17 protein-coding genes are annotated in these 21,028 nt (G+C 71.2%); 9 read left to right on the top strand and 8 right to left on the bottom strand.

Features of this window, described 5'->3' with window-relative positions; translation table 11 throughout:
- Positions 1 to 294: 294 nt before the first annotated feature.
- The gene (locus NQZ70_RS16600; protein ID WP_129575079.1) at positions 295 to 1,752 is read right to left on the bottom strand and encodes a right-handed parallel beta-helix repeat-containing protein; all 1,458 of its coding nucleotides are present in this window, start codon (positions 1,750 to 1,752) and stop codon (positions 295 to 297) included.
- Positions 1,753 to 2,190: 438 nt separating this feature from the next.
- Here NQZ70_RS16600 and NQZ70_RS16595 point away from each other — a divergent pair, with 438 nt between their 5' ends.
- Positions 2,191 to 3,363 (top strand): cobalamin-independent methionine synthase II family protein, encoded by a 1,173-nt coding sequence (locus tag NQZ70_RS16595; protein WP_129575078.1) that lies wholly within the window; start codon positions 2,191 to 2,193, stop codon positions 3,361 to 3,363.
- On the opposite strand, the gene NQZ70_RS16590 is transcribed toward NQZ70_RS16595, so the two are convergent.
- On the bottom strand, positions 3,360 to 3,938 hold the full coding sequence (locus NQZ70_RS16590) for a TetR/AcrR family transcriptional regulator (RefSeq protein WP_129581392.1): 579 nt from the start codon (positions 3,936 to 3,938) through the stop codon (positions 3,360 to 3,362). The two genes, NQZ70_RS16595 and NQZ70_RS16590, sit on opposite strands and share 4 nt — an antisense overlap.
- A gap of 129 nt (positions 3,939 to 4,067) precedes the next feature.
- On the opposite strand from NQZ70_RS16590, the gene NQZ70_RS16585 reads away from it, so the two are divergent.
- Complete coding sequence (locus tag NQZ70_RS16585; RefSeq protein ID WP_129575077.1) at positions 4,068 to 5,090, top strand: hypothetical protein; 1,023 nt, start codon at positions 4,068 to 4,070, stop codon at positions 5,088 to 5,090.
- Positions 5,091 to 5,152: 62 nt separating this feature from the next.
- Here the strand turns inward: NQZ70_RS16585 and NQZ70_RS16580 are convergent, their stop codons facing one another.
- Both NQZ70_RS16580 and NQZ70_RS16575 read right to left on the bottom strand, forming a co-directional pair.
- Complete coding sequence (locus tag NQZ70_RS16580; protein ID WP_129575076.1) at positions 5,153 to 7,384, bottom strand: excinuclease ABC subunit UvrA; 2,232 nt, start codon at positions 7,382 to 7,384, stop codon at positions 5,153 to 5,155.
- 342 nt (positions 7,385 to 7,726) lie between these two features.
- Complete coding sequence (locus NQZ70_RS16575; RefSeq protein WP_237245359.1) at positions 7,727 to 8,740, bottom strand: hypothetical protein; 1,014 nt, start codon at positions 8,738 to 8,740, stop codon at positions 7,727 to 7,729.
- A gap of 95 nt (positions 8,741 to 8,835) precedes the next feature.
- On the opposite strand from NQZ70_RS16575, the gene NQZ70_RS16570 reads away from it, so the two are divergent.
- Positions 8,836 to 9,483: a TetR/AcrR family transcriptional regulator gene (locus NQZ70_RS16570; RefSeq protein WP_237245358.1), complete on the top strand. Its 648-nt coding sequence runs from the start codon at positions 8,836 to 8,838 to the stop codon at positions 9,481 to 9,483.
- A 61-nt stretch (positions 9,484 to 9,544) separates the two neighbouring features.
- Here the strand turns inward: NQZ70_RS16570 and NQZ70_RS16565 are convergent, their stop codons facing one another.
- Positions 9,545 to 11,149: a hypothetical protein gene (locus NQZ70_RS16565; protein WP_237245357.1), complete on the bottom strand. Its 1,605-nt coding sequence runs from the start codon at positions 11,147 to 11,149 to the stop codon at positions 9,545 to 9,547.
- Between the two features lie 354 nt (positions 11,150 to 11,503).
- Between NQZ70_RS16565 and NQZ70_RS16560 the strand changes: the two genes are divergently transcribed.
- On the top strand, positions 11,504 to 12,820 hold the full coding sequence (locus NQZ70_RS16560; protein WP_165373997.1) for a HAMP domain-containing sensor histidine kinase: 1,317 nt from the start codon (positions 11,504 to 11,506) through the stop codon (positions 12,818 to 12,820).
- A 179-nt stretch (positions 12,821 to 12,999) separates the two neighbouring features.
- Here the strand turns inward: NQZ70_RS16560 and NQZ70_RS16555 are convergent, their stop codons facing one another.
- Together NQZ70_RS16555 and NQZ70_RS16550 are read right to left on the bottom strand one after the other, a co-directional pair.
- Positions 13,000 to 13,404 (bottom strand): hypothetical protein, encoded by a 405-nt coding sequence (locus tag NQZ70_RS16555; RefSeq protein WP_237245356.1) that lies wholly within the window; start codon positions 13,402 to 13,404, stop codon positions 13,000 to 13,002.
- A 195-nt stretch (positions 13,405 to 13,599) separates the two neighbouring features.
- A complete protein-coding gene (locus NQZ70_RS16550) occupies positions 13,600 to 15,588 on the bottom strand; it encodes a PAS domain S-box protein (RefSeq protein ID WP_129575071.1) in 1,989 nt (662 codons plus the stop codon).
- 370 nt (positions 15,589 to 15,958) lie between these two features.
- Between NQZ70_RS16550 and NQZ70_RS16545 the strand changes: the two genes are divergently transcribed.
- On the top strand, positions 15,959 to 16,795 hold the full coding sequence (locus NQZ70_RS16545; protein ID WP_129575070.1) for a hypothetical protein: 837 nt from the start codon (positions 15,959 to 15,961) through the stop codon (positions 16,793 to 16,795).
- A gap of 54 nt (positions 16,796 to 16,849) precedes the next feature.
- Here the strand turns inward: NQZ70_RS16545 and NQZ70_RS16540 are convergent, their stop codons facing one another.
- Positions 16,850 to 17,080 (bottom strand): hypothetical protein, encoded by a 231-nt coding sequence (locus tag NQZ70_RS16540; RefSeq protein WP_129575069.1) that lies wholly within the window; start codon positions 17,078 to 17,080, stop codon positions 16,850 to 16,852.
- 396 nt (positions 17,081 to 17,476) lie between these two features.
- On the opposite strand from NQZ70_RS16540, the gene NQZ70_RS16535 reads away from it, so the two are divergent.
- The 4 genes from NQZ70_RS16535 (at position 17,477) to NQZ70_RS16520 (ending at position 20,996) form a co-directional block, all read left to right on the top strand.
- Positions 17,477 to 18,037 carry a hypothetical protein gene (locus tag NQZ70_RS16535; RefSeq protein WP_129575068.1) on the top strand — a complete coding sequence of 187 codons (561 nt, stop codon included), beginning with the start codon at positions 17,477 to 17,479 and terminating at the stop codon, positions 18,035 to 18,037.
- A gap of 86 nt (positions 18,038 to 18,123) precedes the next feature.
- Positions 18,124 to 19,485, top strand: coding sequence for a winged helix DNA-binding domain-containing protein (locus NQZ70_RS16530; protein WP_237245355.1), 1,362 nt, complete (start codon positions 18,124 to 18,126; stop codon positions 19,483 to 19,485).
- The gene (locus NQZ70_RS16525; protein ID WP_237245354.1) at positions 19,482 to 19,937 is read left to right on the top strand and encodes an ADP-ribosylation/crystallin J1; all 456 of its coding nucleotides are present in this window, start codon (positions 19,482 to 19,484) and stop codon (positions 19,935 to 19,937) included. Before NQZ70_RS16530 ends, NQZ70_RS16525 begins: the two co-directional genes overlap by 4 nt.
- Positions 19,938 to 20,042: 105 nt before the next feature.
- Positions 20,043 to 20,996: a class I SAM-dependent methyltransferase gene (locus NQZ70_RS16520; RefSeq protein ID WP_129575067.1), complete on the top strand. Its 954-nt coding sequence runs from the start codon at positions 20,043 to 20,045 to the stop codon at positions 20,994 to 20,996.
- The last annotated feature ends 32 nt before the right edge of the window (positions 20,997 to 21,028 follow it).

Raw genomic sequence — 21,028 nt, 5'->3', positions numbered from 1 at the left:
CTATCGATCGCCCGAGGGCCGGGAGTGCTGTGTGGACATCCCTCGCTCCTTCGCCGTCGGTCTGGTTCGCCGACCTCGAACGCCTTCGGGTGTGCTGCGTGCACGAGCAGTCGCGGGTCGCACGGGCCTCATCGCGCAATGCCAAAAGAAAGACATGACAGAGCTCCTCGTGCGCCCCCCCGGCAGGCTGTGGAGTAAACGTGGCCTGTTCGATGCATGGACACGTTGTTGATACAGCGCCACTTTCCCAGGCGGGGTCGCGTGGTGCGACCAGGCGAGTCCGCGGGCCCCGCCTCAGCGCTCGTCGGCGCCGATGTCGATGCGCGCCCCGCGCGTCCGCGCTTCGCCGTCGATGTCCGACGCTCCGCCCTGCGCGCCCAGATCGACGCCGGCGTCGACGGCCGGCGAGCCGCTCGTCAGGTGGAGGTCCGACGGCGGCCCGGCCAGGAGCGGGTCGACGAACCGCGCGCGCGGGTCGGTGAAGGCGCCGGCCGAGGTCTGGCTCGCGCCGAAGAAGATGTTGTTGTCGACCCGCACGTTCTTGTTGTTGCGTCCGCTGCTCACGTAGGCGTTCTTCGCCCTTCCGTAAAGGATGTTGTTCTGGATGAGCACGCCGTCCGAGTTGTTCTGGAGGATGATCTCGCCGCCGGTGGCCTGATAAAGCGTGTTGTTGAGCACCGAGATGTTGGCCGCGCTGCCCACGCTCGTGGAGTAGCCGCCGATCATGACGTTGCCCTGGTAGCTCCGCGACACGAAGTTGTTCCGCACGGTGATGTTGCTCGTCGTCCGGCCCCGGTGCTCGCTGGCGACCTCGATCCCGATGTCGCTGTTATCGACCTTGTTCCGCTCGATCACGATGTCCCTGCCGCCGTCGACGTAGATGCCGTCGGCGGACCGCTCGCCGTCGTAGGCGGGGTTCCGGGCCGAGGTGATGTTGTAGACGACGTTGTCCACGCACACCCCGTTCCTCGCCTGGTCCGAGCCCGCGGGGCCGACGCCCTCGAAGCCGATGAAGTCGATACCGATGTTGTCGTTGTCGTGGACCTTGTTGCGCGAGACCACGAAGTTCGTGACGTTGCCGTTGAGGACCAGCGACTCGCTCGAGCCGAGCTTGCAGTCCCGGATCTCGTTGCCGTCGACGAGGATGTCCGTCATCGGCGTCGCGGACGTGCCGTAGAAGGCGATGCCGTGGGCGTCCTCGGAGCTCTCGATGTGGTGCACGACGTTGTCGCGGATCTCGAGGAAGCTCGCGCTCCCGCTCGCGCTGATGCCGATCGGCGTGTCTCCGCCCTTGAAGTTCTGCACCGTCATGCCGGCGACCCGGATGTAGCTCTTGCTGGCGATCTCGATCCCGGCGCCGCCCCTGCCCGTCCCGTCGAGGATCGCGCCTGCCTCGCCCTGCAGGGTGATGCAGCCAGCGACGGCCGTGCCGCTCCTCCCGAAGGAGACGTTCTCCCTGTAGGTGCCCGCCTTGACGAGCACGGTGTCGCCCGCCGCCGCCGCGTCGATGCCGGCCTGGATCGTCCTGTGATCGCCGCCCGAGGGAGCGACGGTGATGATCTTGCCGCTCGAGCGATCCCCGCACGGCCCGACCGCCGCGGCGAGCCCGGCCTCCAGCGCGTCTGCGCCCGAGTCCTCGGGGCCGGACGGCGCTGCGCACGCGGGAGACAGCCCGACGGCGAGCAGCAGGATGCCGGACGGAGCGAGGCGATGCGCCGCGTGCGGCGCGCGGATTCTCTTCGATCGATTCATGAGCCTATGTCCTCGAAGTGTTGCCTGTCACGTTGAAGTCGCGACCCTGGCGCAATGCGCCGGGCGCTTCGACGCGGGGACATTGCAAGCGGGCGGCCACACCGCCCGCCGCGGGAGGACGCCGAGGCGAAGGCCGCAAAGGCCCTTCGGCGCCTCGGGCCGATCACGAGATCTTGCGCAAGGATCGTACAGCTGCGCAGCGCACGGACAGCCGCCCGCCGGCGAGGCGACGGGGCGAGAAAGAATCCAGCCATGCCGAACAGGGCGCGGCCCGGGCGTTGCGGCCCGCCGGCCCCCTGAGGCCGTGTGCCCGCCCACTCGCGGCACAGCGCCGCTTCACGCAGGCGCCGCGCGCAGGCGCGAGCGGAGGGCTCGCTCGCGCAGATTTCCTCCGCTAGCATCGGCGGCGCGCTGCACGGGTAGGCGCAGGAGGTTTCCTTGATCAAGGCGACGAAGCACAAGCCTCTCGCAACGACCATCACCGGCTCTCTGCCGCGGCCGTCCTGGTATGTCTCCGGCCTCGCGGGCCGCAGGTTCTCGACGGCCATGGCCGATCTCGTGTTCCGAGAGCAGTACACCGACACGCTCGCCGTCCACATCACCGATCAGGTCAGGGCCGGCCTCGACATCCTGACCGACGGCGACGCCCGCTTCGACATGGATGTCGGGGGCCGCTCCTGGTTCAGCTATCTGGCCGAGCGCATGGAGGGCATGGCCGATCCCGGCCTCCGCCCCCAGCCCTGGACGTCGCCGAGGGAGCGGGAAGCGGGCGATATCCTCCACGAGGTGATGGAGGCCCGCCTCCCCTTCTTCGTGCGCGGCCCCGTCGGCCGGGGAGGGCTGGAGTACGCGCGCGTCTGGAAGGCGGCGCAGCGCATGACGAGCAGGCCCATGAAGCTCGGCACCTGCTGCGGCCAGCTCCTCGAGGCCGTCGTCCTCAACCAGCATTACGCGAACCGCCGCGAGCTCCTCTTCGCCATCGCCGACAGCCTCAATCAGGAGCTGCACGAGGTCGCCGACGCGGGGTGCCCCGTCGTCCAGCTCGAGGAGCCGATGCTCCATTACGTCGCCGGCCAGGACGAGGGGGCGGAGCTGACCGCGGCGCTCTACGTCGACGCCTTCAACCGCGAGGTCGCCGGGCTGCGCGACAAGACCGAGGTCTGGGTGCACACCTGCTGGGGCAACCCGGCGGCGCAGCGGGTGGAGGTCGCCACGAGCGGTTACGAGGGCGCGCTGGCGCTGCTCGACCGGCTCGACGTCGACGTCATCACGTTCGAGGCCGCGAGCGACGGCGGCGCGGCGCTCCCGGCGATCGGCAAGGCCATCGGCAAGGACAAGAAGGTCTGCATCGGCGTCGTGCACCACCGCAGCCTGGAGGTGGAGACCCCCGAGCAGGTCGCGGCGCTCATCCGCAAGGCGCTCCGGTTCATCGAGCCGGAGCGGCTGATCCTCAGCAGCGATTGCGGCTTCGGCCGACAGGGCATGAGCCGGATGCACGCGTTCCACAAGATGGTGTCGCTGGTGCGCGGCGCGAACCTCGTCCGCCGCGAGCTCGGCCTCGACCCGGCGCCGTGCCTCGCGGCGGAGCAGCGCTATTCGATGCTCGTTTAGCGCGCCGACCGCGGTCCCGGGGCGCCTCGGCCGCGGATCAGCGGGAGATAGACCTCGTCGACGATCTCGACGAGCACGCTGTCGGGCACGCTCGGGACGCCGCGGGTGATGAACTCGTTGCGCAGGAGGACGACGGCCACCGTGGCGACGCGGGGGTGCAACGCGTCGGGCGACGCCTCGCCGCGCGCGACCGCGCGGCCGAGGACGCTCAGCCACAGCGCGATGCCGCCGTCGTTCGACGCCTCCTGGAGCTGGCCCAGCAGCTCGGGCTCGCCGCCGATCCCTGCCAGCAGGCCGCGGAGCACGTCGCCGAGCGGCGACGACAAGTGCCGGTTCGCCCCCCGCAGCAGCTCGAGCGCGTCGGCGCGCAGCGACCCGGTGTCCGGCAGCTCCGCGCTGTCGGCCGCGAGCTGCCGGTACGCGGCCACGGCGAGCGCGGCCCGGCTCGGCCACCGGCGGTAGATCGCGTTCTTGTTGGTCCCCGCGCGCCTCGCGACCCCATCCATGGTCAGCCCCGGGAAGCCGACCTCGGCGAGCTCCTCGGCCGCGGCGCGCAGGATCGCCAGCTCCAGCACCGCTCCACGCCGACGTTCGGCCGCCACGCTGTCACCCGCTCTCCGGCATGTAACTCACCTTACGTTGCGCGCACGCCGGGACGACTTAAGGTACGCTCAGTACCTTAACCGGCGTGAGGGCCATCGACCATGCGAGCCTACGGCATTTGCTACGACACCGGCTTTCTCAACAAGGGCAACAGCACCCACGAGCCGTTCGATCCGGACCGCGCGCGGCGGGACATGCAGGTCATCCGCGGTGACCTGCGCTGCACCGCGGTCCGCGTCACCGGCGGCGATCTGGGCCGGCTGAAGGTCGCCGCCACCCACGCCGCCGCGGCGGGCCTGGAGACCTGGATCTGCCCGTTCACCACCGACCTGACCGGGGACGAGCTGCTCGCGTTGCTCGCCGAGTGCGCCGACCACGGCGAGCGGCTCCGCCGCGAGGGAGCCGAGGTCGTGATCGTCACCGGCTCGGAGCTCAGCCTGATGAACAAGGGCTTCGTGCCCGGCGAGACGTTCCTCGACCGGAGCAAGGTGTTCACCGGGCGGGGGCCGGAGCTCCGCGAGCTGCTCGCCGCGATCCCGGCCCGGCTGAACGAGCTCCTCGCCAGGGCCGTCGCTGTGGTCCGCGCGCGGTTCGGCGGCAAGGTCACCTACGCCTCGCTCTCGTTCGAGGGCGTCGACTGGACGCCGTTCGACATTATCAGCACCGACGCCGCCTACCGGTACGCGCAGAACGCCGACCGGTTCCCCGAGCTCATCCGCGCCTTCGTCGCCCAGGGCAAGGCGCTGGGCAAGCCGGTCGCGATCACCGAGTTCGGCTGCGCGACCTACGAGGGCGCGGCCGCCGCCGGCCCGCGCGGCAGCGACATCATCGTGTGGGACGAGGCGACCGCGACCCCGCTCGGGCTGAACGGCGAGTACGCGCGCGACGAGGCCGAGCAGGCCAATTACCTGCGCGAGGTGCTCGAGGTCCTCGACGCCGAGGGCGTCGACGCCGCGTTCGTGCACGCGTTCGCCGGATACATCCTGCCGCACGACCCGGGCGAGCCGCGCAAGGACCTCGATCTGGCCAGCACCGGCGTCGTGAAGGTGCTCAAGGACGGCACCTGGGCGCCCAAGGAGGCGTTCTCGTTGCTCGCCGGTTACTACGGCCGGCGGAGCCAGTAGTTCCACCCACCGGGAGTCCGGACAGGGATCCGGAGAGGCGGCCCGCCGCGCCCTCGGCGCCCTCAGATGAACTTCGCCGTGATGCTCCGCGCGCAGCCCTTGAGCTCGGACGGCGGCCCCGCGAACAGCACCTCGCCGCCGGCGCTGCCGCCCTCCGGGCCGAGGTCGATGATCCAGTCGGCCTGCCGGATCACGTCGAGGTGATGCTCGATCAGGACCACCGTGTTCCTGGCGTCCACCAGCCGGTCGATGATGCCCATGAGCAGCCCGATGTCGGAGAGGTGAAGCCCGGTGGTGGGCTCGTCCATCACGTAGACGCTGCCCTGCTTGTGGAGCTCGGTCGCGAGCTTCAGGCGCTGCCCCTCCCCGCCCGACATCGTGCTGAGCGGCTGGCCCAGCTTCAGGTACCCGAGCCCCACGTCGTTCATGGCCTGCACCACGGCCCTGATCTTCTTCTCGCCGAAGAACGCCAGGGCCTCCTCCACGGTCATGTCCAGCACGTCGCTGATCGTCTTGCCGCGCAGGCTGTACGCGAGCACCTCGGCCTTGAACCGCTTGCCCTCGCAGATCTCGCACGTGGAGACGATGCCCTCCATGAACGCCAGATCGGTGTAGACCACGCCCAGACCGTTGCAGTTGGGACAGCTGCCCTCCGAGTTGAAGCTGAAGAGCGAGGCGCTGACCTTGTTGGCCTTGGCGAACGCCTGCCGGATGTCGTCCATGATCCCGGTATAGGTGCACGGCGCCGAGCGGCTGTTGGCCGTCACCCGGGACTGGTCGATCACGATCGCCTCCGGGTGCTGCTCCAGGAAGACATCGTTGATCAGCGTGCTCTTGCCCGAGCCGGCGACCCCGGTCACGACCGTCAGCACGCCCGTGGGAATGCCCATCGTGACGTTCTTCAGGTTGTGCAACGTGGCGTTCTTGACGAGCATCTGCCCGGTGGGCTGCCGGACCTTCCGCTTGATCGGCAGGTGCTGCTTCAGGGACCTTCCGGTCAAGGTGTCGGCGTCCTTGAGGGCCTCGTAGCTCCCCTGGAAGACCACCTGGCCGCCGTGCACCCCCGCTCTCGGCCCCATGTCCACCACGTGATCCGCGATCGCCACCACGTCCGGATCGTGCTCGACGACGAGCACGGTATTGCCCTTGTCGCGCAGCTTCTGGAGCAGGCGGTTCAGGCGGGCGACGTCGCGCGCGTGCAGCCCCACGCTGGGCTCGTCGAGGATGTACAGCATCTCGGTCAGGCTGTTTCCGAGGTGCCGGATCATCTTCACGCGCTGCGACTCGCCGCCGGACAGGGTGGCGGTCTCCCGGCCGAGGCTCAGGTAGCCGAGGCCGATGTCCACGAGGTGCTGCAGGCGCTCGATGAGCCGCGCGGCCAGCCGCACGGCGACCGGATCGGTGAGGCCTCGCAGGAACGCGATCAGCTCCGCCGCCTCCAGCTCGGAGAGCTCGGCGATGTTCCGGCCGTGGATCCTGCAATCCAGGGCCGCCTGGTTCAGCCGCGCGCCGCGGCACGCCGGGCACGTCTGCGAGGTGGTGAACTGCTCGAAGACCGCCCGGCTGCGGTCGGACATCGCCGCGGCGTCCTTCTTGAGGTACACGCGGGTGAAGCGCTCGACGAGGCCCTCGTACTTCGAGCCGAACTCGCCGAACGAGACCTTCACGTCAGCGCCGTACAGCAGCGCGCGGAGCTCCTCCTCCGAGTAGTCCTTGATCGGCTTGTCGCTGTCGAAGAGCCCGGAGAGCGGGTACATCTTCCACATCCATTTGCCGACCTTGAAGTCCGGGTGGAGGATGGCCCCACCGTTCAAGGACTTGCTGCGGTCGAGGAACTTGTCCAGATCGAGCTGAACGGTCTTGCCGATACCCTCACACTCCGGGCACATCCCCTGCGGGGTGTTGAACGAGAAGGCGAAGGCCGGCCCCGCGGCCGGCTGCCCGATCCGCGAGAAGAGCAGCCGCAGCAGCGCGGCGATGTCGGTGTAGGTGCCGGCCGTCGAGCGCGAGCCGCCGCCGACCCGCTTCTGATCGATGATGATCGGCGCGTTCAGGTGCTCGATGCGATCGACGTCGGGCTGGCCGTAATGCGGCAAAAAGCCTTGCACGAAGGCGGTGAAGGTCTCGTTGAGCTGGCGCTGCGCCTCGGCGGCGATGGTGTCGAAGACCAGAGAGGACTTCCCGGAGCCGGATACGCCGGTGAACACCGTGATCTTCTGCTTGGGGATGTCCAGCGAGACGTCCTTGAGGTTGTTCTCGCGCGCGCCGCGCACCTGGATGAACTGGCGATCCATCACGATTGCCTCCTTCTCCGAGCCCGAAACGCCCGACCGCCGCAGTCTCCCCGAAGGCCACGATCAGAGACCGACGCGGCTCTCCACCTCGCGGATCCGAGACGATCGAGCGTCGAACATGTCCGCGTGGGCCCCCCAGGCGGCATCGCGCGCGCCGGACGCAGTCCACGCCTCGAGGTCGGCCGGCTCCTCTAGCGCGAGGGATCAGGAAAAGCAAGGCGAATCGAAAAGTCAAGGGCCGGAAACGGCCGGTTCCACTCCCGCGGACCGCCCCCGCGGAGGCCGGGGCCCATCCCGCGAGCGCGCGTCCGGCGGCCCGGCGCTCAGGCCAGCGCGCGGCGTTCAGGCCAGCGTGCGGCGGACGCGCGCGCCGAGCTCCTCGAGCCGCGCGACGACGCTCGCCGGGTCGAGCACGCTCTCCGGGTTGTAGAGGCCCGGGCCGACCGGCGGACCGCCCGCGAGCCCGAGCAGGCGCTCCGTCGCGATCGCCGCGCCGTACGCGCTGAGGCGCGAGAGGTTGTCCGCGTCGGTGATGTCGTAACGCAGCCGCGCCCCCGACCCGTCGTGGCGCCGCCCGGACACCTCGACGATGAGCTCCGTCCGGGGGCCCGCGGCGCCGGCTGCCCTGTCGCGCGCGGCGAGGTCGACCCGGATCGATCGCGCGTCGGTCGCCGCCGCGAGGCTGACCACGTCGGGCAGCGGCAAGGCCTGGCCGACGTGCGCCGCGCCACCGGCGTCCACGACGCGCCGGGTGGACGCCTCCCCGCGCAACCAGGTCCATTTCCCATCGTCGAGGACGAGCGCGGCCTCCCCGGCCTGCCGGAGCCGCTCGTAGTCGGCGCTCGACGCGGGACCGCCGTGGTCGTCCGCGCCGATCACGGCCGCGATCGCGATCGCGTCGACGCTCCGGAGCTCCTGTGCGAGGTGCAGCGCCGCCAGCGTCGCCGCGCCGCCGAAGGTGTGGCCCAGCATGAGGATGGGTGCGCGCGTCGGGCGCGCCACGTAATGGGCGACCAGGGGGCCGATCTCCGAGACGAAGTCCGAGAAGGCGATATAGGGCACGCCGTCCGCCTGCGCGCGCTTCAGCGCGTTCGACGACTCGTCCTTGACGAGCGTGACGATGGCGCTGAACGACGCGCCCGGCTCGAGGCCGAGGTCGCTCCTCTGGACGTCGACCGTCACCGCCGTCGTCGGACCGCCGACCTCCGCGGCGACCGCCGCCGCCTTGCGCCCGTCGCGCCCGCCGATCGCGATCGGAAGCTCCGGATGCAGGCGCCGCAGCGCCCTCGCCGCGCGCGCGCCGACGTGGCCTGAGCCGCCGATCAAGAGAACTGGAGACATCGTCCGTGTGCTCATGGGAATGGACTCCTCCCGCCGGGTCGCGCGAGCGCCCGGGCGTGCCCGAAGCAACCTACCATCAGTAAGTTACCTTTGGTAATATGTACCTACCCGTGGTAGTGTCAAGGCGCATGGCGAGGACGAGCGCAGCGCGAACCGCGACCCGGTCGAGGGGCGAGGCCCCCGGCAAGCGCCTGCCGAAGGCGGAGCGCCGCGAGCAGCTGCTCGAGACGGCCGAGCAGATCGTGCGCGAGGAGGGCACCGAGGCGCTGACGCTCGGCCACCTCGCCGAGCGCGCCGGCGTCAGCAAGCCGATCGCGTACGAGCACTTCGAGACGCGCTCTGGGCTCCTCATCGCCCTCGCGCGGCAGATCGACGACCGCCAGGTCGCGGCGCTGCTCGACGCGCTGAAGCGGACGCAAAAGCGCCTCGAGGACGTCGCGCGCGTCGTCAGCGCCGCGTACATGCACTGCTGCGCGACGGTCGGGCCCCAGTGGTTCGCGATCCTCGCGGCGCTGAAGGGCGACGAGCAGATGGACGCCGCGGAGCGGGAGCTGCTCGACAGGTACGTGACGATCTACCGGGACGCGCTCGCGCCGTGCGTCCAGCTCTCGAAGCGCGACCTGCACCTCCGCTGCGTGGCGATCATCGGCGCCGCCGAGGCCCTCGCGGCCGAGATGTTCCGCGGCCGCGCCGACGAATCCGCCGCCGCGAAGGCGCTCGAGTCGCTGATCGTGCGGTGGCTCTCGAAGGCCGGCTGAGCGGCGCGATCCGCGCTGGCCGCGAGGCGGCGGGCTCCCCGCCGCCGGCTGGGCCGATCGCTCAGAACCGATAAAGGACGTTGGCCTTGTCGCCGGACACGTAGATCGCGCCCGACGGGCCGACGGCGACGCTGCTCATCCCGAAGGTCGGCGGCGTCCCGGTGATCGCAGGGAGCCCCACGTCGAGGTGCTTTGCCAAAACCGTGATCTCTCCGGTCGACGGGTCGATGCGCAGGAGCTTTCGCCTCCCGCTCTCCACGACGAGCAGGGTGCCGTCCAGATCCACCGCCATCCCCTCGGGCTGCCACAGGCCGGCGGCCACCTCGAGCGGCGGAGAGAGCGTCACGCCGCCGGACACCAGCTGAAGGACCTCGCCCGCGGCCCAGTCGGCGGCCCAGAGGTCGCCGCCCGCCACGGCGAGGCCCGACGGCACGGCGAGCGACGCGAGCGTCACGAGGCCGGCGCCGGTCTGTCGGACGACGCGCCCCGCGCCCGGCCCCGCGCCGAGCTCGGCCACCACGAGATCGCCCTGGAACCTCACGGCGTTGAGGGGCGTGGCGAAGTCGCTGTGGGTCTCGACCACCGAGCCCGTCGCCGTGTCGTAGATCTGAACCACGCTGGAGAACCACGAGCTGAGGATCAGCTCCGGGCCGTCCGCCGATACCGTGACGGGCCCGTGCAGCTCGGAGATGCCCAGGAACGGCCGCTCGACGCCGAGCGGCTCGCCCGTGTCTCCATCGAACGACCGGAGCGCGGCCATATCGCCGACATAGACCGACTCGGCCCCTCCCTCGCTCAGCACGGCCACGCCGCCGGGCAGGATGAGGCCACCCGGGAGCAGGGAGCGCACCTGCCCGTCCGGCTCGATCCGGACGACGAAGCCGTCGGTGGCGCTCGAGACATAGAGCTTGTCCTGCGCGTCGATGGCGAGGTTGTCGAGGCCGGGCGGGAGCACCGCGAGGACCTCCGTGTCGCCGGTCGCGACGTCGATCCGCACCACCTCGCCGTTCTGATCGACCGCGTGGAGCCGGCCGAGCCCGTCGAACTTGACCGCCGCGGGGATGAAGAAGCCGTCGGCGACCGTCTGGATGTCGCACTCCGCCTCCGGGTCGACCGCGCCGGTGCAGGAGTCGACATCGATGCTGACCACCCTGCCCTGCGTCCAGATCGGCCCGTACAACCTGCCGTCGGGGCCCCAGTCCATGCCGTTCAGGAAGCCGAGGTTGCCCGCGATGAAGCGCGGCGGCGCCGACAGATCGGGATCGAGCTCGTAGAGGCCGTCGCCGAGGAAGTCGAGGGCCACGAAGAGCCTCCCCGTATCGGAGAAGGTGATGGGGTTGACCCCGAGCGCGACGTTCTGCGCGGTGATGTCCCCCGACGGCGAGCGCCGCACGACGTTCCCGGTGAGGAGCGACGTCCAGTAGAGCGAGCCATCCGGGCCGAACGCGAGGTCGTCCGGGCCATCGACGCCGTCCGACCCGTCGAGCCGGTCCACGACGCCTCCGCTTTTACGGTTCACGACGGCGATCTCGTTGCCGAGCAGGCTCGCGACGTACAGCCGGCCATCCGGCCCCACGTTCATCCCGTTGGCGCCGTGGAGCCGCGCCCCCTCGACGAGGACCGACGGCGTCGCGCGAGCCGACGGCGAGCCCCCGAGAGCGATCAACCCAGCAAGCACGAATGCGAAGGACCTAGGCATAGTTCTCCTTTCACCGTCGCGCGTGGACCCGAGACCCCAGGATCATGTCGTCAACCGCGGAACCAGCGCGACGGAGCGAACACCCGGTGAATTGTCGAATCAAGCAGATCGCTTCACACGATAGCACGGCGATTGAGGAATATCCATGGATGCATGGGCCCGCTCCGCTGGTGTTCGGCGCGTTCGGCGCGGGCAGGCGCGGGCAGGCGCGGGCGAGCAGAGCGGCGTGGGCCGAGGTGCATGAGCTCGCAGGCCGCGCCGCGCGCGGCGCCGGGGGTCCGCCTTGTCGGGCGGGGGACCAGGCGTTAGAGCATGCCGCGCATGAACCCAAAGGGCCCAGGAGATCCAGCCCGCTCGAACGGTCAGGATCCGACCTTCCGGGAGAGTCACGGCGCGGAGCGCCTGCTCTGCGCCGTGGGGGAGCTGTGGCGCGCGCCCGATCTCCCGACCCTCCTGAGCGTCGCGGCTCGAGCCGCCCGGGAGCTGACCGGCGCCGACGGAGCGTCGTTCGTCCTCCGCGACGGTGAGCTCTGCCACTATGCCAGGGAAGACGCGATCTCCTCACTCTGGCAGGGCAGGCGATTCCCGATGTCGAGCTGCGTCAGCGGGTGGGTGATGCTGAATCGGAGGCCGGCGATCGTCGACGATATCGCGCTCGATCCCCGGATCCCCCTCGGCGTCTACAGGCCGACGTTCGTGCGGAGCATGGCGATGGTGCCGATCCACGCGCGCGCTCCCCTCGGGGCGATCGGGAGCTACTGGAGCTCGACGCGCGTGGCCACGGCGCACGAGGTGACGCTGCTCCAGGGGCTCGCGGACGGCGCCGCGCTGGCGATGGACAACATCGCGCTCCGCGAGCGCATGGGGACGGCCGAGGCGCGGATCGACGAGCTCGACGCGCTGACCCGCGATCTCGCGGCGCGGCACGAGGCGCTCGCGGAGAGCCAGCGGCAAGGCGACGCGCTGAACGAGCTCCTCGCGCACGACCTCAGGAGCCCCGCCGCCGGCATCCTGCTGACCGCCAGGGCCCGGCTGCGGGACCCGGCGCTGGAGGAGCGGGAACGGCGCCGCTGGAGCCGGGTGCTCTGCTCGGCCGAGCTCATCCAGCGCACGGCGATGAACCTGCTCGACACCTCGAGCCGGCAGCCGGGGGCGCTCGTGCCTCGGCTGGATGAGCTCGACCTCACGGCGCTGCTGGAGGAGGTGGCCGAGATCCTGGAGCCGCTCGCGGCCTCGCGCGACCAGCGCATCGCGCTCCGCCCCGGCGCGCCGCGCTGCTGCCGCGCCCGGGGCGACGCGGACCTGCTGCGCCGGGTGCTGCAGAACCTGCTCGACAACGCCCTCCGCCACACGCCCGCGCGCGGCGCCGTGTACGTCGAGGCGCGGCCGGTCGACGCGCGCTGGGTGGAGGTGCTCGTGTGCGACGAGGGCCCCGGGATCCCTGCCCACCTGCGCGACCACATCTTCGACAGGTACGTCCGGCTCGACGATCCGAACGTCGCCTCGCGCACCGGCCGCGGGCTGGGACTGACGTTCTGCAAGCTGGCCGTCGAGGCGCACGGCGGCACGATCGAGGTGCGGGACAACGTCACCGAGCGCCCGGGGACCTGCTTCTGCGTCCGCCTCCCGGCGTGCTGAAGCGCGCCTCCCAGAGCTAGAGCGGCGGTCACCCGCTTCGGATACGGGCCCATCTCGACGTTTTCGGTGCTCAGCGCACCGGAGTGCGCTTCCGCGCCGAAAACGCCGAGCTGGACCCGTCTCCTGTGCGGGTGAACGCCGCTCTGTAACGCATGTACTAGAGATGGGTGAAAACCGCGCTAGGCGGATTGGTCGATCTCCCGTAGCGTCTCGCGGAGCGCCTGGGCCTCCGCGCCCTCGAGGATCACGGATGCGGACAGGGGCGTGGGCACGTGCTCGCGGAACTCCACGGGCTGGAAGGCGGCGAGGGCACCGGACGCGGTGTAGGCGAGATCCAGGCGCACGGCGGAGGTGTCCGGGTCGCCGTCCGCGTCCAGCGCGAAGGGGAGCTTCGCGATGGCGGCGAAGTCCCGCCTCGCCAGGGCGGCGGTGAGGGCTTCGACAGGGCAGGTGAAATAGCGGAAGCCCTCCTCCACCTTCTCACGCGTAGGGAGGTAGACGAGCTCGCTCAGGATCAGCCATTTGCGACGGGTGGTGAAGCGAGGGTCGGCGCGCAGGGAGTCGGATAGATCTTTGATCTCCATGAGTCCGTTCATACCGCAAGCGGGCCCAGCAATCGTCACTTTTCCAGGAGGGATGCGGATCGAGTAGGGTTTTCTATGTCAACCAGCGCGTGCAGGGTGGCTCTATGGTGGATGGTGGGAGCGGTGGTGCCGCGGGCCCTTCACCGCGGGCGACGCGGCGGCGGCGGGCGCCCCGTTGGGCCACGCCGGAGGGAGCTAGACCTGCCCTCGCCCGAGCTTCCGGACGAGCCTCACCAGGTCTTCCGGGTGGACCGGCTTTCCGAGGTGCTCGTCGTATCCCGCCTCGAAGGCGAGCCGCTGGTTCGCGCCGCTCGTGTGCGCCGTGAGCGCGATCGCGGGCGTCGCCCCGCCGTCGTCCCGCGCCATCGCCCGCACGCTCCGCAGGAACGCGTAGCCGTCTTGGTCGGCCATGCCCAAGTCGCTCACGATGACGTCCGGCCTCACCGCGGCGAGCGCGGAGAGCGCCTCGGACGCGGAGCTCGTGAGGTGCACCTCTGCCCCTCTCGGCCGGAGCACCGCGCTCACGAGCTCGCGCGCGTCCGGCTCGTCGTCGACGACGAGGACGCGGAGGCCGTCCAGCCGCGTCTGCGTCGGCACCGGAGCGGCCGGCTCGGGAGGTCGGTCCGCGTCCTGCTCGGGCGCGGGCGCCACCGCCCGCATGGGCAGCGTGACGAAGAAGCTGGACCCTCGGCCCAGCCCGACGCTGCGGGCCGAGACGGTGCCGCCGTGGAGCTCGACGATGTGGCGGACGATCGACAGCCCGAGCCCGAGGCCGCCGAACCTGCGGGTGATCGAGCTGTCGGCCTGCCAGAACCGCTCGAACACGTGGGAGAGCATCGCCGGATCGATGCCGCGCCCGTCGTCGTGCACGGCGAGGTGGATGCTCGCCCCGGCCTGCTCGAGCTCCACGCGGACATGCCCCCCGTTCTCGGTGAACTTCACCGCGTTGGACAGGAGATTCCACACCACCTGCTGGAGCCGCGCCGGGTCCCCGAGGAGCATGAGCGGGCGCCCTCCCCCCTGCACGACGAGCTCGATGCCCTTGGCGTCCGCGGCCGGGCGGACGACCTCGATCGCCTGGTCCACGATGGCCGCGAAGCTCAGCGGCCTGGTCTCGATGCGCATCTTGCCGGTGATGATGCGCGAGACGTCGAGCACGTCCTCCACGATCCTGGCCTGCGCCTGCGCGTTTCGCCGGATCGTGTCGAAGGCCTTCGCGATCTCGGGGTCGCTCACGCTGTCGCACAGGAGCGACGACCACCCGAGGATCGCGTTGAGCGGCGTCCTCAGCTCATGCGAGATCGTCGCGAGGAACTCGTCCTTCATGCGGTTCGCCTCCTGCGCCTGGACGAGGCGGATGCGCTCCTCCTCGGCGCGGCGCCGCTCGGTGAGGTCCCTCGTGACCTTCGCGAACCCGACGAGCTCCCCGTGGGTGCCGCGGAGCGCCGTGACGACGACGCTGGCCCAGAACAGCGTGCCGTCCTTGCGGACGCGCCACCCCTCGTCCTCGACCCGCCCCTCGCGGGCGGCGATCGCGAGCACCCACGCGCATTTGCCGGCGCGGACGTCCTCCTCCTGATAGAAGCGAGAGAAATGCTTCCCGAGGATCTCCTCGGCCGTATACCCCTTGAGCTCCTGCGCCCCGCGGTTCCAGGTCGTGACGACGCCCTGCGGATCGAGCATGAAGATGGCGTAGTCCTTGACGCTCTCGACGATCAGCCGGAAGCGCTCCTCGCTCCGACGGAGCGCCTCCTCCGCATGCCGGCGCTCCGTCAGATCCCGGGTGATCTTCGCGAAGCCGATCAGGGTGCCATCGCGGTCCCGCAGCGCCGTGATGACGACGCTGGCCCAGAACAGCGTGCCGTCCTTGCGGACGCGCCACCCCTCGTCCTCCACCCGCCCGAGCGCGGTCGCCTGCTCGATCTCGCGGTCGCACTTCCCCGCGGCCACGTCCTCCGGCGGGTAGAACGTCGAGAAATGGCGGCCGATGATCTCCGTGGCCTCGTATCCGTTGATCCGCTCCGCCCCCGGGTTCCATGTGGCCACATGACCTCGGTCGTCCAGGATGAAGATGGCATAGTCCTGGATGGTCTCGACGAGCAGCCGAAAGCGCTCCTCGCTCGCATGAAGCGACTCCTTGGCGCCCGGCTCGGCCAACCCGCTCGGCTGTAACAAAACAGACATGATGCAGAGAGGATGCTCGATCCACGCCCTGCTGACCACTTCCGCGACGAGCGTGAGCGAGCCGAACGGCAGCGCTTCCTCCTCCGGAAGCGACGCCCCCGCGCAGGTCACGCCTCGAAACGGCACGGCACGCCGCAGGCCGAGGCGCTGGTCGGCATTCCGCCCTGTGTAGACATTTCTGCTGCTCACTCTGAATCAGGATTTGGATGAGGCCGCTCGGAGCGCTTCATGCCGAGGCGGAGCCCTGACGCCGCGACAGGAGAGGAGATCCAGACGCGGAGACACACCGCAGCGATCGCCGGATCGGCGCGCGACGAGGCCGTGACCCGCGGGAGGGATGCCGTAGAGTGGTGCGGCAGGAGGCTTGGCCATGAGGCTCTCGAAGATCGCATTTTCACGCTGCTGCTCCTCGGCGCTCTCGCTGCTCGTCGCAGCGTGCGGGAGCTCGCCTCTGGGCGGCGGCGGCGCCGACGGTGACGGCGGCAGCGCGAGCAGCGCCGGCCATGGCGCCAGCGCGTCGAGCGGCCCCGGCGCCGAGTGCGGCGGCCCGAGCCCCGTCGGCTGCCACGCCCAGGGCTGTCCGGAGGGCCAGACCTGCGTCGACGAGGGCTGCGCGCCGTCGCGCTGCGGGTGCGATCCAGAGACCGGCACGTGGTACTGCACCGACGACTGCGAAGGCGGGACCTGCGTGCCCGACGAGCCGAGGTGCAGCGGTCCCAGCCCGGTCGGCTGCCACGTCCAGGGCTGTCCCGAGGGCCAGACCTGCGTCGACGAGGGCTGCGCGCCCTCGCACTGCGGGTGCGATCCAGAGTCCGGCGCGTGGTACTGCACCGAGGACTGCGAAGGCGGCACCTGCGTGCCCGACGAGCCCACCTGCAGCGGTCCCAACCCGGTCGGCTGCAAGACCCAGGGCTGCCCCGAGGGCCAGACCTGCGCCGACGAGGGGTGCGCGCCCTCGGAGTGCGTGTGCGATCCTGCGACCGGCGCGTGGGCCTGCACCGAGGACTGCGGCGGCGGCACGTGCGTGCCCGACGAGCCCGCGTGCAACGGTCCCAGCCCGGTCGGCTGCAAGACCCAGGGCTGCCCCGAGGGGCGGATCTGCGCCGACGAGGGGTGCGCGCCGTCGGTGTGCACCTGCGATCCCGACAGGGGCCACTGGCTCTGCACCGCCGACTGCGGCGGCGGGACCTGCGTCCCCGCGCCATGAGCCGGTCGCCGCGCCGGCGCGGTCCGGCGGCCATCGCGCCGGCGGCGAGGAGGGCTAGAGGCTGTTCAGGTGGTCCCAGCCCAGCCACGTGTTCACGAGGGGGATCAGCATGTCGTGGATCGCGCCGGTCTTGTCGCTCCAGCGCATCACCCCCCATTGCGCCACGTCCGGCGTGGGCCCCCTCGGGACCGAATAAGCCATCTCGCCGCGGCCGAAGTACGCGCCCGACTTGAGCACGTAGGTGCCGACGAGCCCGCGGCTCTGAGAATAGAAATCGAGGTGCATGTCGGGCGCCGTGCCCTCGCTCGACTCGAGAGGATCGCATAGAGCCTCTGCTCCTGCACGCTGTACACGGCGCACGCGCCGCACTGGGGCTCGGACGGATCCATCCCTCCGTCGCCGTCCGTTCCCTCCTCCGCGGCGAGCTCGACGTCCGGCGCCGGCTCCGCGTCGGGGATCGCCGGCGCGGCCGCCGCGAGGCCCGGAGATCGTGGCGCTGACGCGAGGCTTCCTCGGGCGCGTGCACGCCTGAACGCCATCGTGCATGCCATGCAAAAGAGATCGCCAGGCGTGTCGATCCGGCGGCATCTCGTTCGTCGTCACGGTAGAACCAGCGCCCGTCCGGTCGGGGCCGTCCGGGCGCCCGGCTTTGAGCCAGAAGGAGACACGACGATGCGAGCCATGAACACCTTGGGACCGGCGATGCGCGGCGCGCAGCCGGAGGCAGAGCTGCCTCACCGCTCGCCACCTCCAGGTCGCCGGAGGAGCAGGGACAACACGATCGTGAAGCGCATCTCGATGGTCGCGTGCCTGTTCGTCGCCGCGTGCGGCGGTGGGGAGGACGGCGAACCGGAGCCGGTCGCGTGGAAGGACATGAGTTTCGAGGAGCGTACCGAGTACATGACCGACGTTGTCCTGCCGCGAATGGCGACCCTCTTCGCGGAGTACGACGCGAAGTACGAGACCATGACCTGCATGACGTGCCACGGCGACGACGCGAACGGCGGCACTTATGCCATGCCGAACCCGCAACTCCCCGCGCTCCCCAGCACCGAGGAGGCGTTCTTCGAGTGGGTCGCGGACCCGGCGCACCCGGAGCGCGAGAAGTTCGGCACCTTCATGTACGAGCGGGTCCTGCCCGAGATGGCCGACGTGCTCCGGGTCCCCGTGTTCGATCCGGAGAAGCAGCCCGACGGGTTCTCGTGCAGCAGCTGCCACCCGATGGCTAGCGCCGAGCCGTGAGGCCGCGGGGCCGCGCCGGGCTCGACCCGGAGGCGCGCGCGGCTCGTGGGAGGTGAACCTCGTTTCGAGTAAGCTCGCCGGGCGGCATGCCCACCACGACGCTGACTCGAAGAGAGCTCAACCGGGCCACGCTCGCGCGACAGATGCTGCTGTCGCGCGAGCGGACCACGGCCGTCCGCGGGATCGAGCGGCTGGTCGCCCTCCAGGCGCAGCTGGCGCGGCCTCCGTTCATCGGGCTCTGGTCGCGGCTCGAGGGGTTCCGGCGCGAGGAGCTGGTCCGGCTGGTCCTGCGCCGCGAGGTCGTCCGGGCGCCGTTCCTGCGCGGCACGCTGCACGTCGTGAGCGCGAAGGATTACCTGGCGCTGCACCCGGTCATCGCGCCGGTGCTCCACGCCGCGGTGCGATCGATCCTCCGCGACCGCGCGGACGCCCTCGACGTCGCCCGTCTGGTCGCCGAGGCGCGCGCCTATTTCGACGAGGAGCCGCGGACCATGGACGAGCTGCGCGATCACCTGGCCGCGCTCCACCCCGAGGGCGACGTGCGGGCCATGGCCCTCGCGGTCCGCATGAACCTGCCGGTCGTCCAGGTGCCCGCCGAGACCCCGTGGGCCTACCCGGGAACGGCGGATTTCGCCCCGGCGGCGTCCTGGCTGGGCGCGCCGTTCGGCGACGGCGGCGGGCCTCGCGCGCTCGTGCTCCGGTACCTCGCGTCGCTCGGTCCGGCGACCGCGACCGACATGCAGACGTGGTCCGGCCTGACCGGGATCAAGGACGTTCTTCGATCCCTGGGTGACCAGCTCTGCACGTTCCGCGACGAGCGGGGCCGGGAGCTCTTCGACCTGCCCGACGCGCCGAGGCCGCCCGCGGACACCGCCGCGCCGGCCCGGTTTCTCCCGGACTACGACAACGTCCTGCTCGCGCACGACGACCGCACGCGGATCATCGCGGGCGAGCATCGCGCGCGGATCGTCCTGTCGGCCAACCTGCGCATCCTGCCGACGTTCCTCGTGGACGGCTTCGTGGCCGGCACCTGGGGCATCGAGCGGAAGAAGGCCTCGGCCACGCTCGTGATCGAGCCGTTCGAGGCCCTCTCCAGGGCGGCGCGCGAGGAGCTCGCCGAGGAGGGGGAGGCGCTCCTCCGCTTCGTCGAGGAGGACGCGGGCGCGTTCGAGGTTCGCTTCGACAAGGGTGGGGCCGCGAAGGCGCCGGCGGCCAGGGCCAAGCGCGATGCCGCTACGAAGGCGCCGGCGGCGCGGGCGAAGGGCGCTGCCGCCGCGAAGGCGCCCGCGGCGCGGGCGAAGGGCGCTGCCGCCGCGAAGGCGCCCGCGGCGCGGGCGAAGGGCGCTGCCGCCGCGAAGGCGCCCGCGGCGCGGGCGAAGGGCGCTGCCGCCGCGAAGGCGCCCGCGGCGCGGGCGAAGGGCGTAGCGAAGGAGCAGAGACGACGATGATCTTGTATCGCCCCGTGGGCCTCGCCGAGCTCCGGCTGATCGCAGAGTCCGGTTTTCGGGCCTTCCCGCCGCGTCTCTCGCATCAGCCCATCTTCTATCCGGTGCTGACCGCGGAGTACGCGCGCAAGATCGCCCGCGACTGGAACACCACCGATGAGACCTCCGGGTTCGCGGGGTGGGTGACCCGGTTCGTGGTCGAGGACGACTTCGCCCGCAGGTACCCGGTGCAGATCGCGGGCGGACGCTCGCACGAGGAGCTCTGGGTCCCCGCCGAGGAGCTCGCGGAGTTCAACCGGCACATCGTTGGGACCATCGAGGTCACCGAGGTGTACTGCGGGCCGAAGTTTCAGAGGGACATCGACCCGGCGACCCGGCTCCCTCTCGACTGGGCCCGGGATCCCCACGACCGCGCCGGGCTCGACGCGAAGGCGCGTGCGGCTCGTGGGGGGTGAACCCCGCTTCGAGTAAGCTCGCCGGGCTGCACCCACAGGCGGGCGCGGTCGGCGGGCGCGGGGCCACGCGCCGAGCCGGCCGCGCCGCGCGCAGGAAGGAGCACCATGCTGGACACGATCTGGGATCGCCATCGCGCCGCCGGGCTCGACGCAGCGGCAGCCGCTGTCGCCGCGCCGTCGCCGGAGGATCTCTGCTACCTCGCGATGCTGGCGTTCTCCGACGAGCGCTACGCCGACGCCGCGGCCTTCGCCGCCCGCGCCGCGGCGGCCTCGCCGGGGGACATCCTGTTCGAGGCGGCCGCGGAGCACCTCGCGCGGGTCGCCCGGGAGGGCAAGCGCAACGTCTACGTGTCCGCCGAGGGGTTCGCCGCCTTCATCCGCGGCGGCGGCAACGTGCCGCTCTACCGGGAGACCAGCGCGGCGCTGGCCGGCGAGTACCCGGAGGCGCCGTTCGATCTGCTCGATATCGGCGCCGGCGACGGGATGGCGCTGCTGCCCGCGCTGACGCCGGCGGTGCGGCGGGTGACCGTCGTCGAGCCGGCGGCGCCGCTGCTCGAGCGATGCGCCGCGGCGCTGTCCGGCCGAGGGGTCGACGTCGAGGCGTTCGGGGGGCGGCTCCAGGATCTCGCTGCAGACCCGGCCATGGCGCCGCGGCGCTGGTCGGTGGCGCAGGCGACGTTCTGCCTTCACGCGATCGCCCCGGCCGAGCGGCCGGCGCTGCTCCGCTGGGCGCGCGCGCGCTGCGATCGGCTGCTCGTCGCCGAGTTCGACGCGCCGCGCATGGACGAGCCGCTCTCGCCGGACACCGCGCGGCACGTGCTCGAGCGCTACCGCGAAGGGCTTTTGGAGTACGCCGGCGCCGAGCGCGACACGGTCGCCCAGGGGTTCTTGATGCCGGTGCTCTTCGGCTACGTCGACCGCGGCGCCACCCGCACCACGTTCGAGCACCCCATCGACGACTGGGCCGCGCTGCTGCGCGACGCCGGCTTCGCGCGCGTCGACCGACGGCTGCTCCACCGGTACTGGTGGGCCCCGGCCTTCCTGCTCTCGGCGCGCTGAGGCCGCTGGCCAGCGCGGGCCTCCAGCTGCTC

Source organism: Sorangium sp. So ce836 (assembly GCF_028553905.1).
GTDB classification, from domain to species: Bacteria; Myxococcota_A; Polyangia; order Polyangiales; family Polyangiaceae; genus Sorangium; species Sorangium cellulosum_D.
Note: the sequence above shows the minus strand (reverse complement) of the source record. Positions and strands in the feature narration are given on the sequence as shown.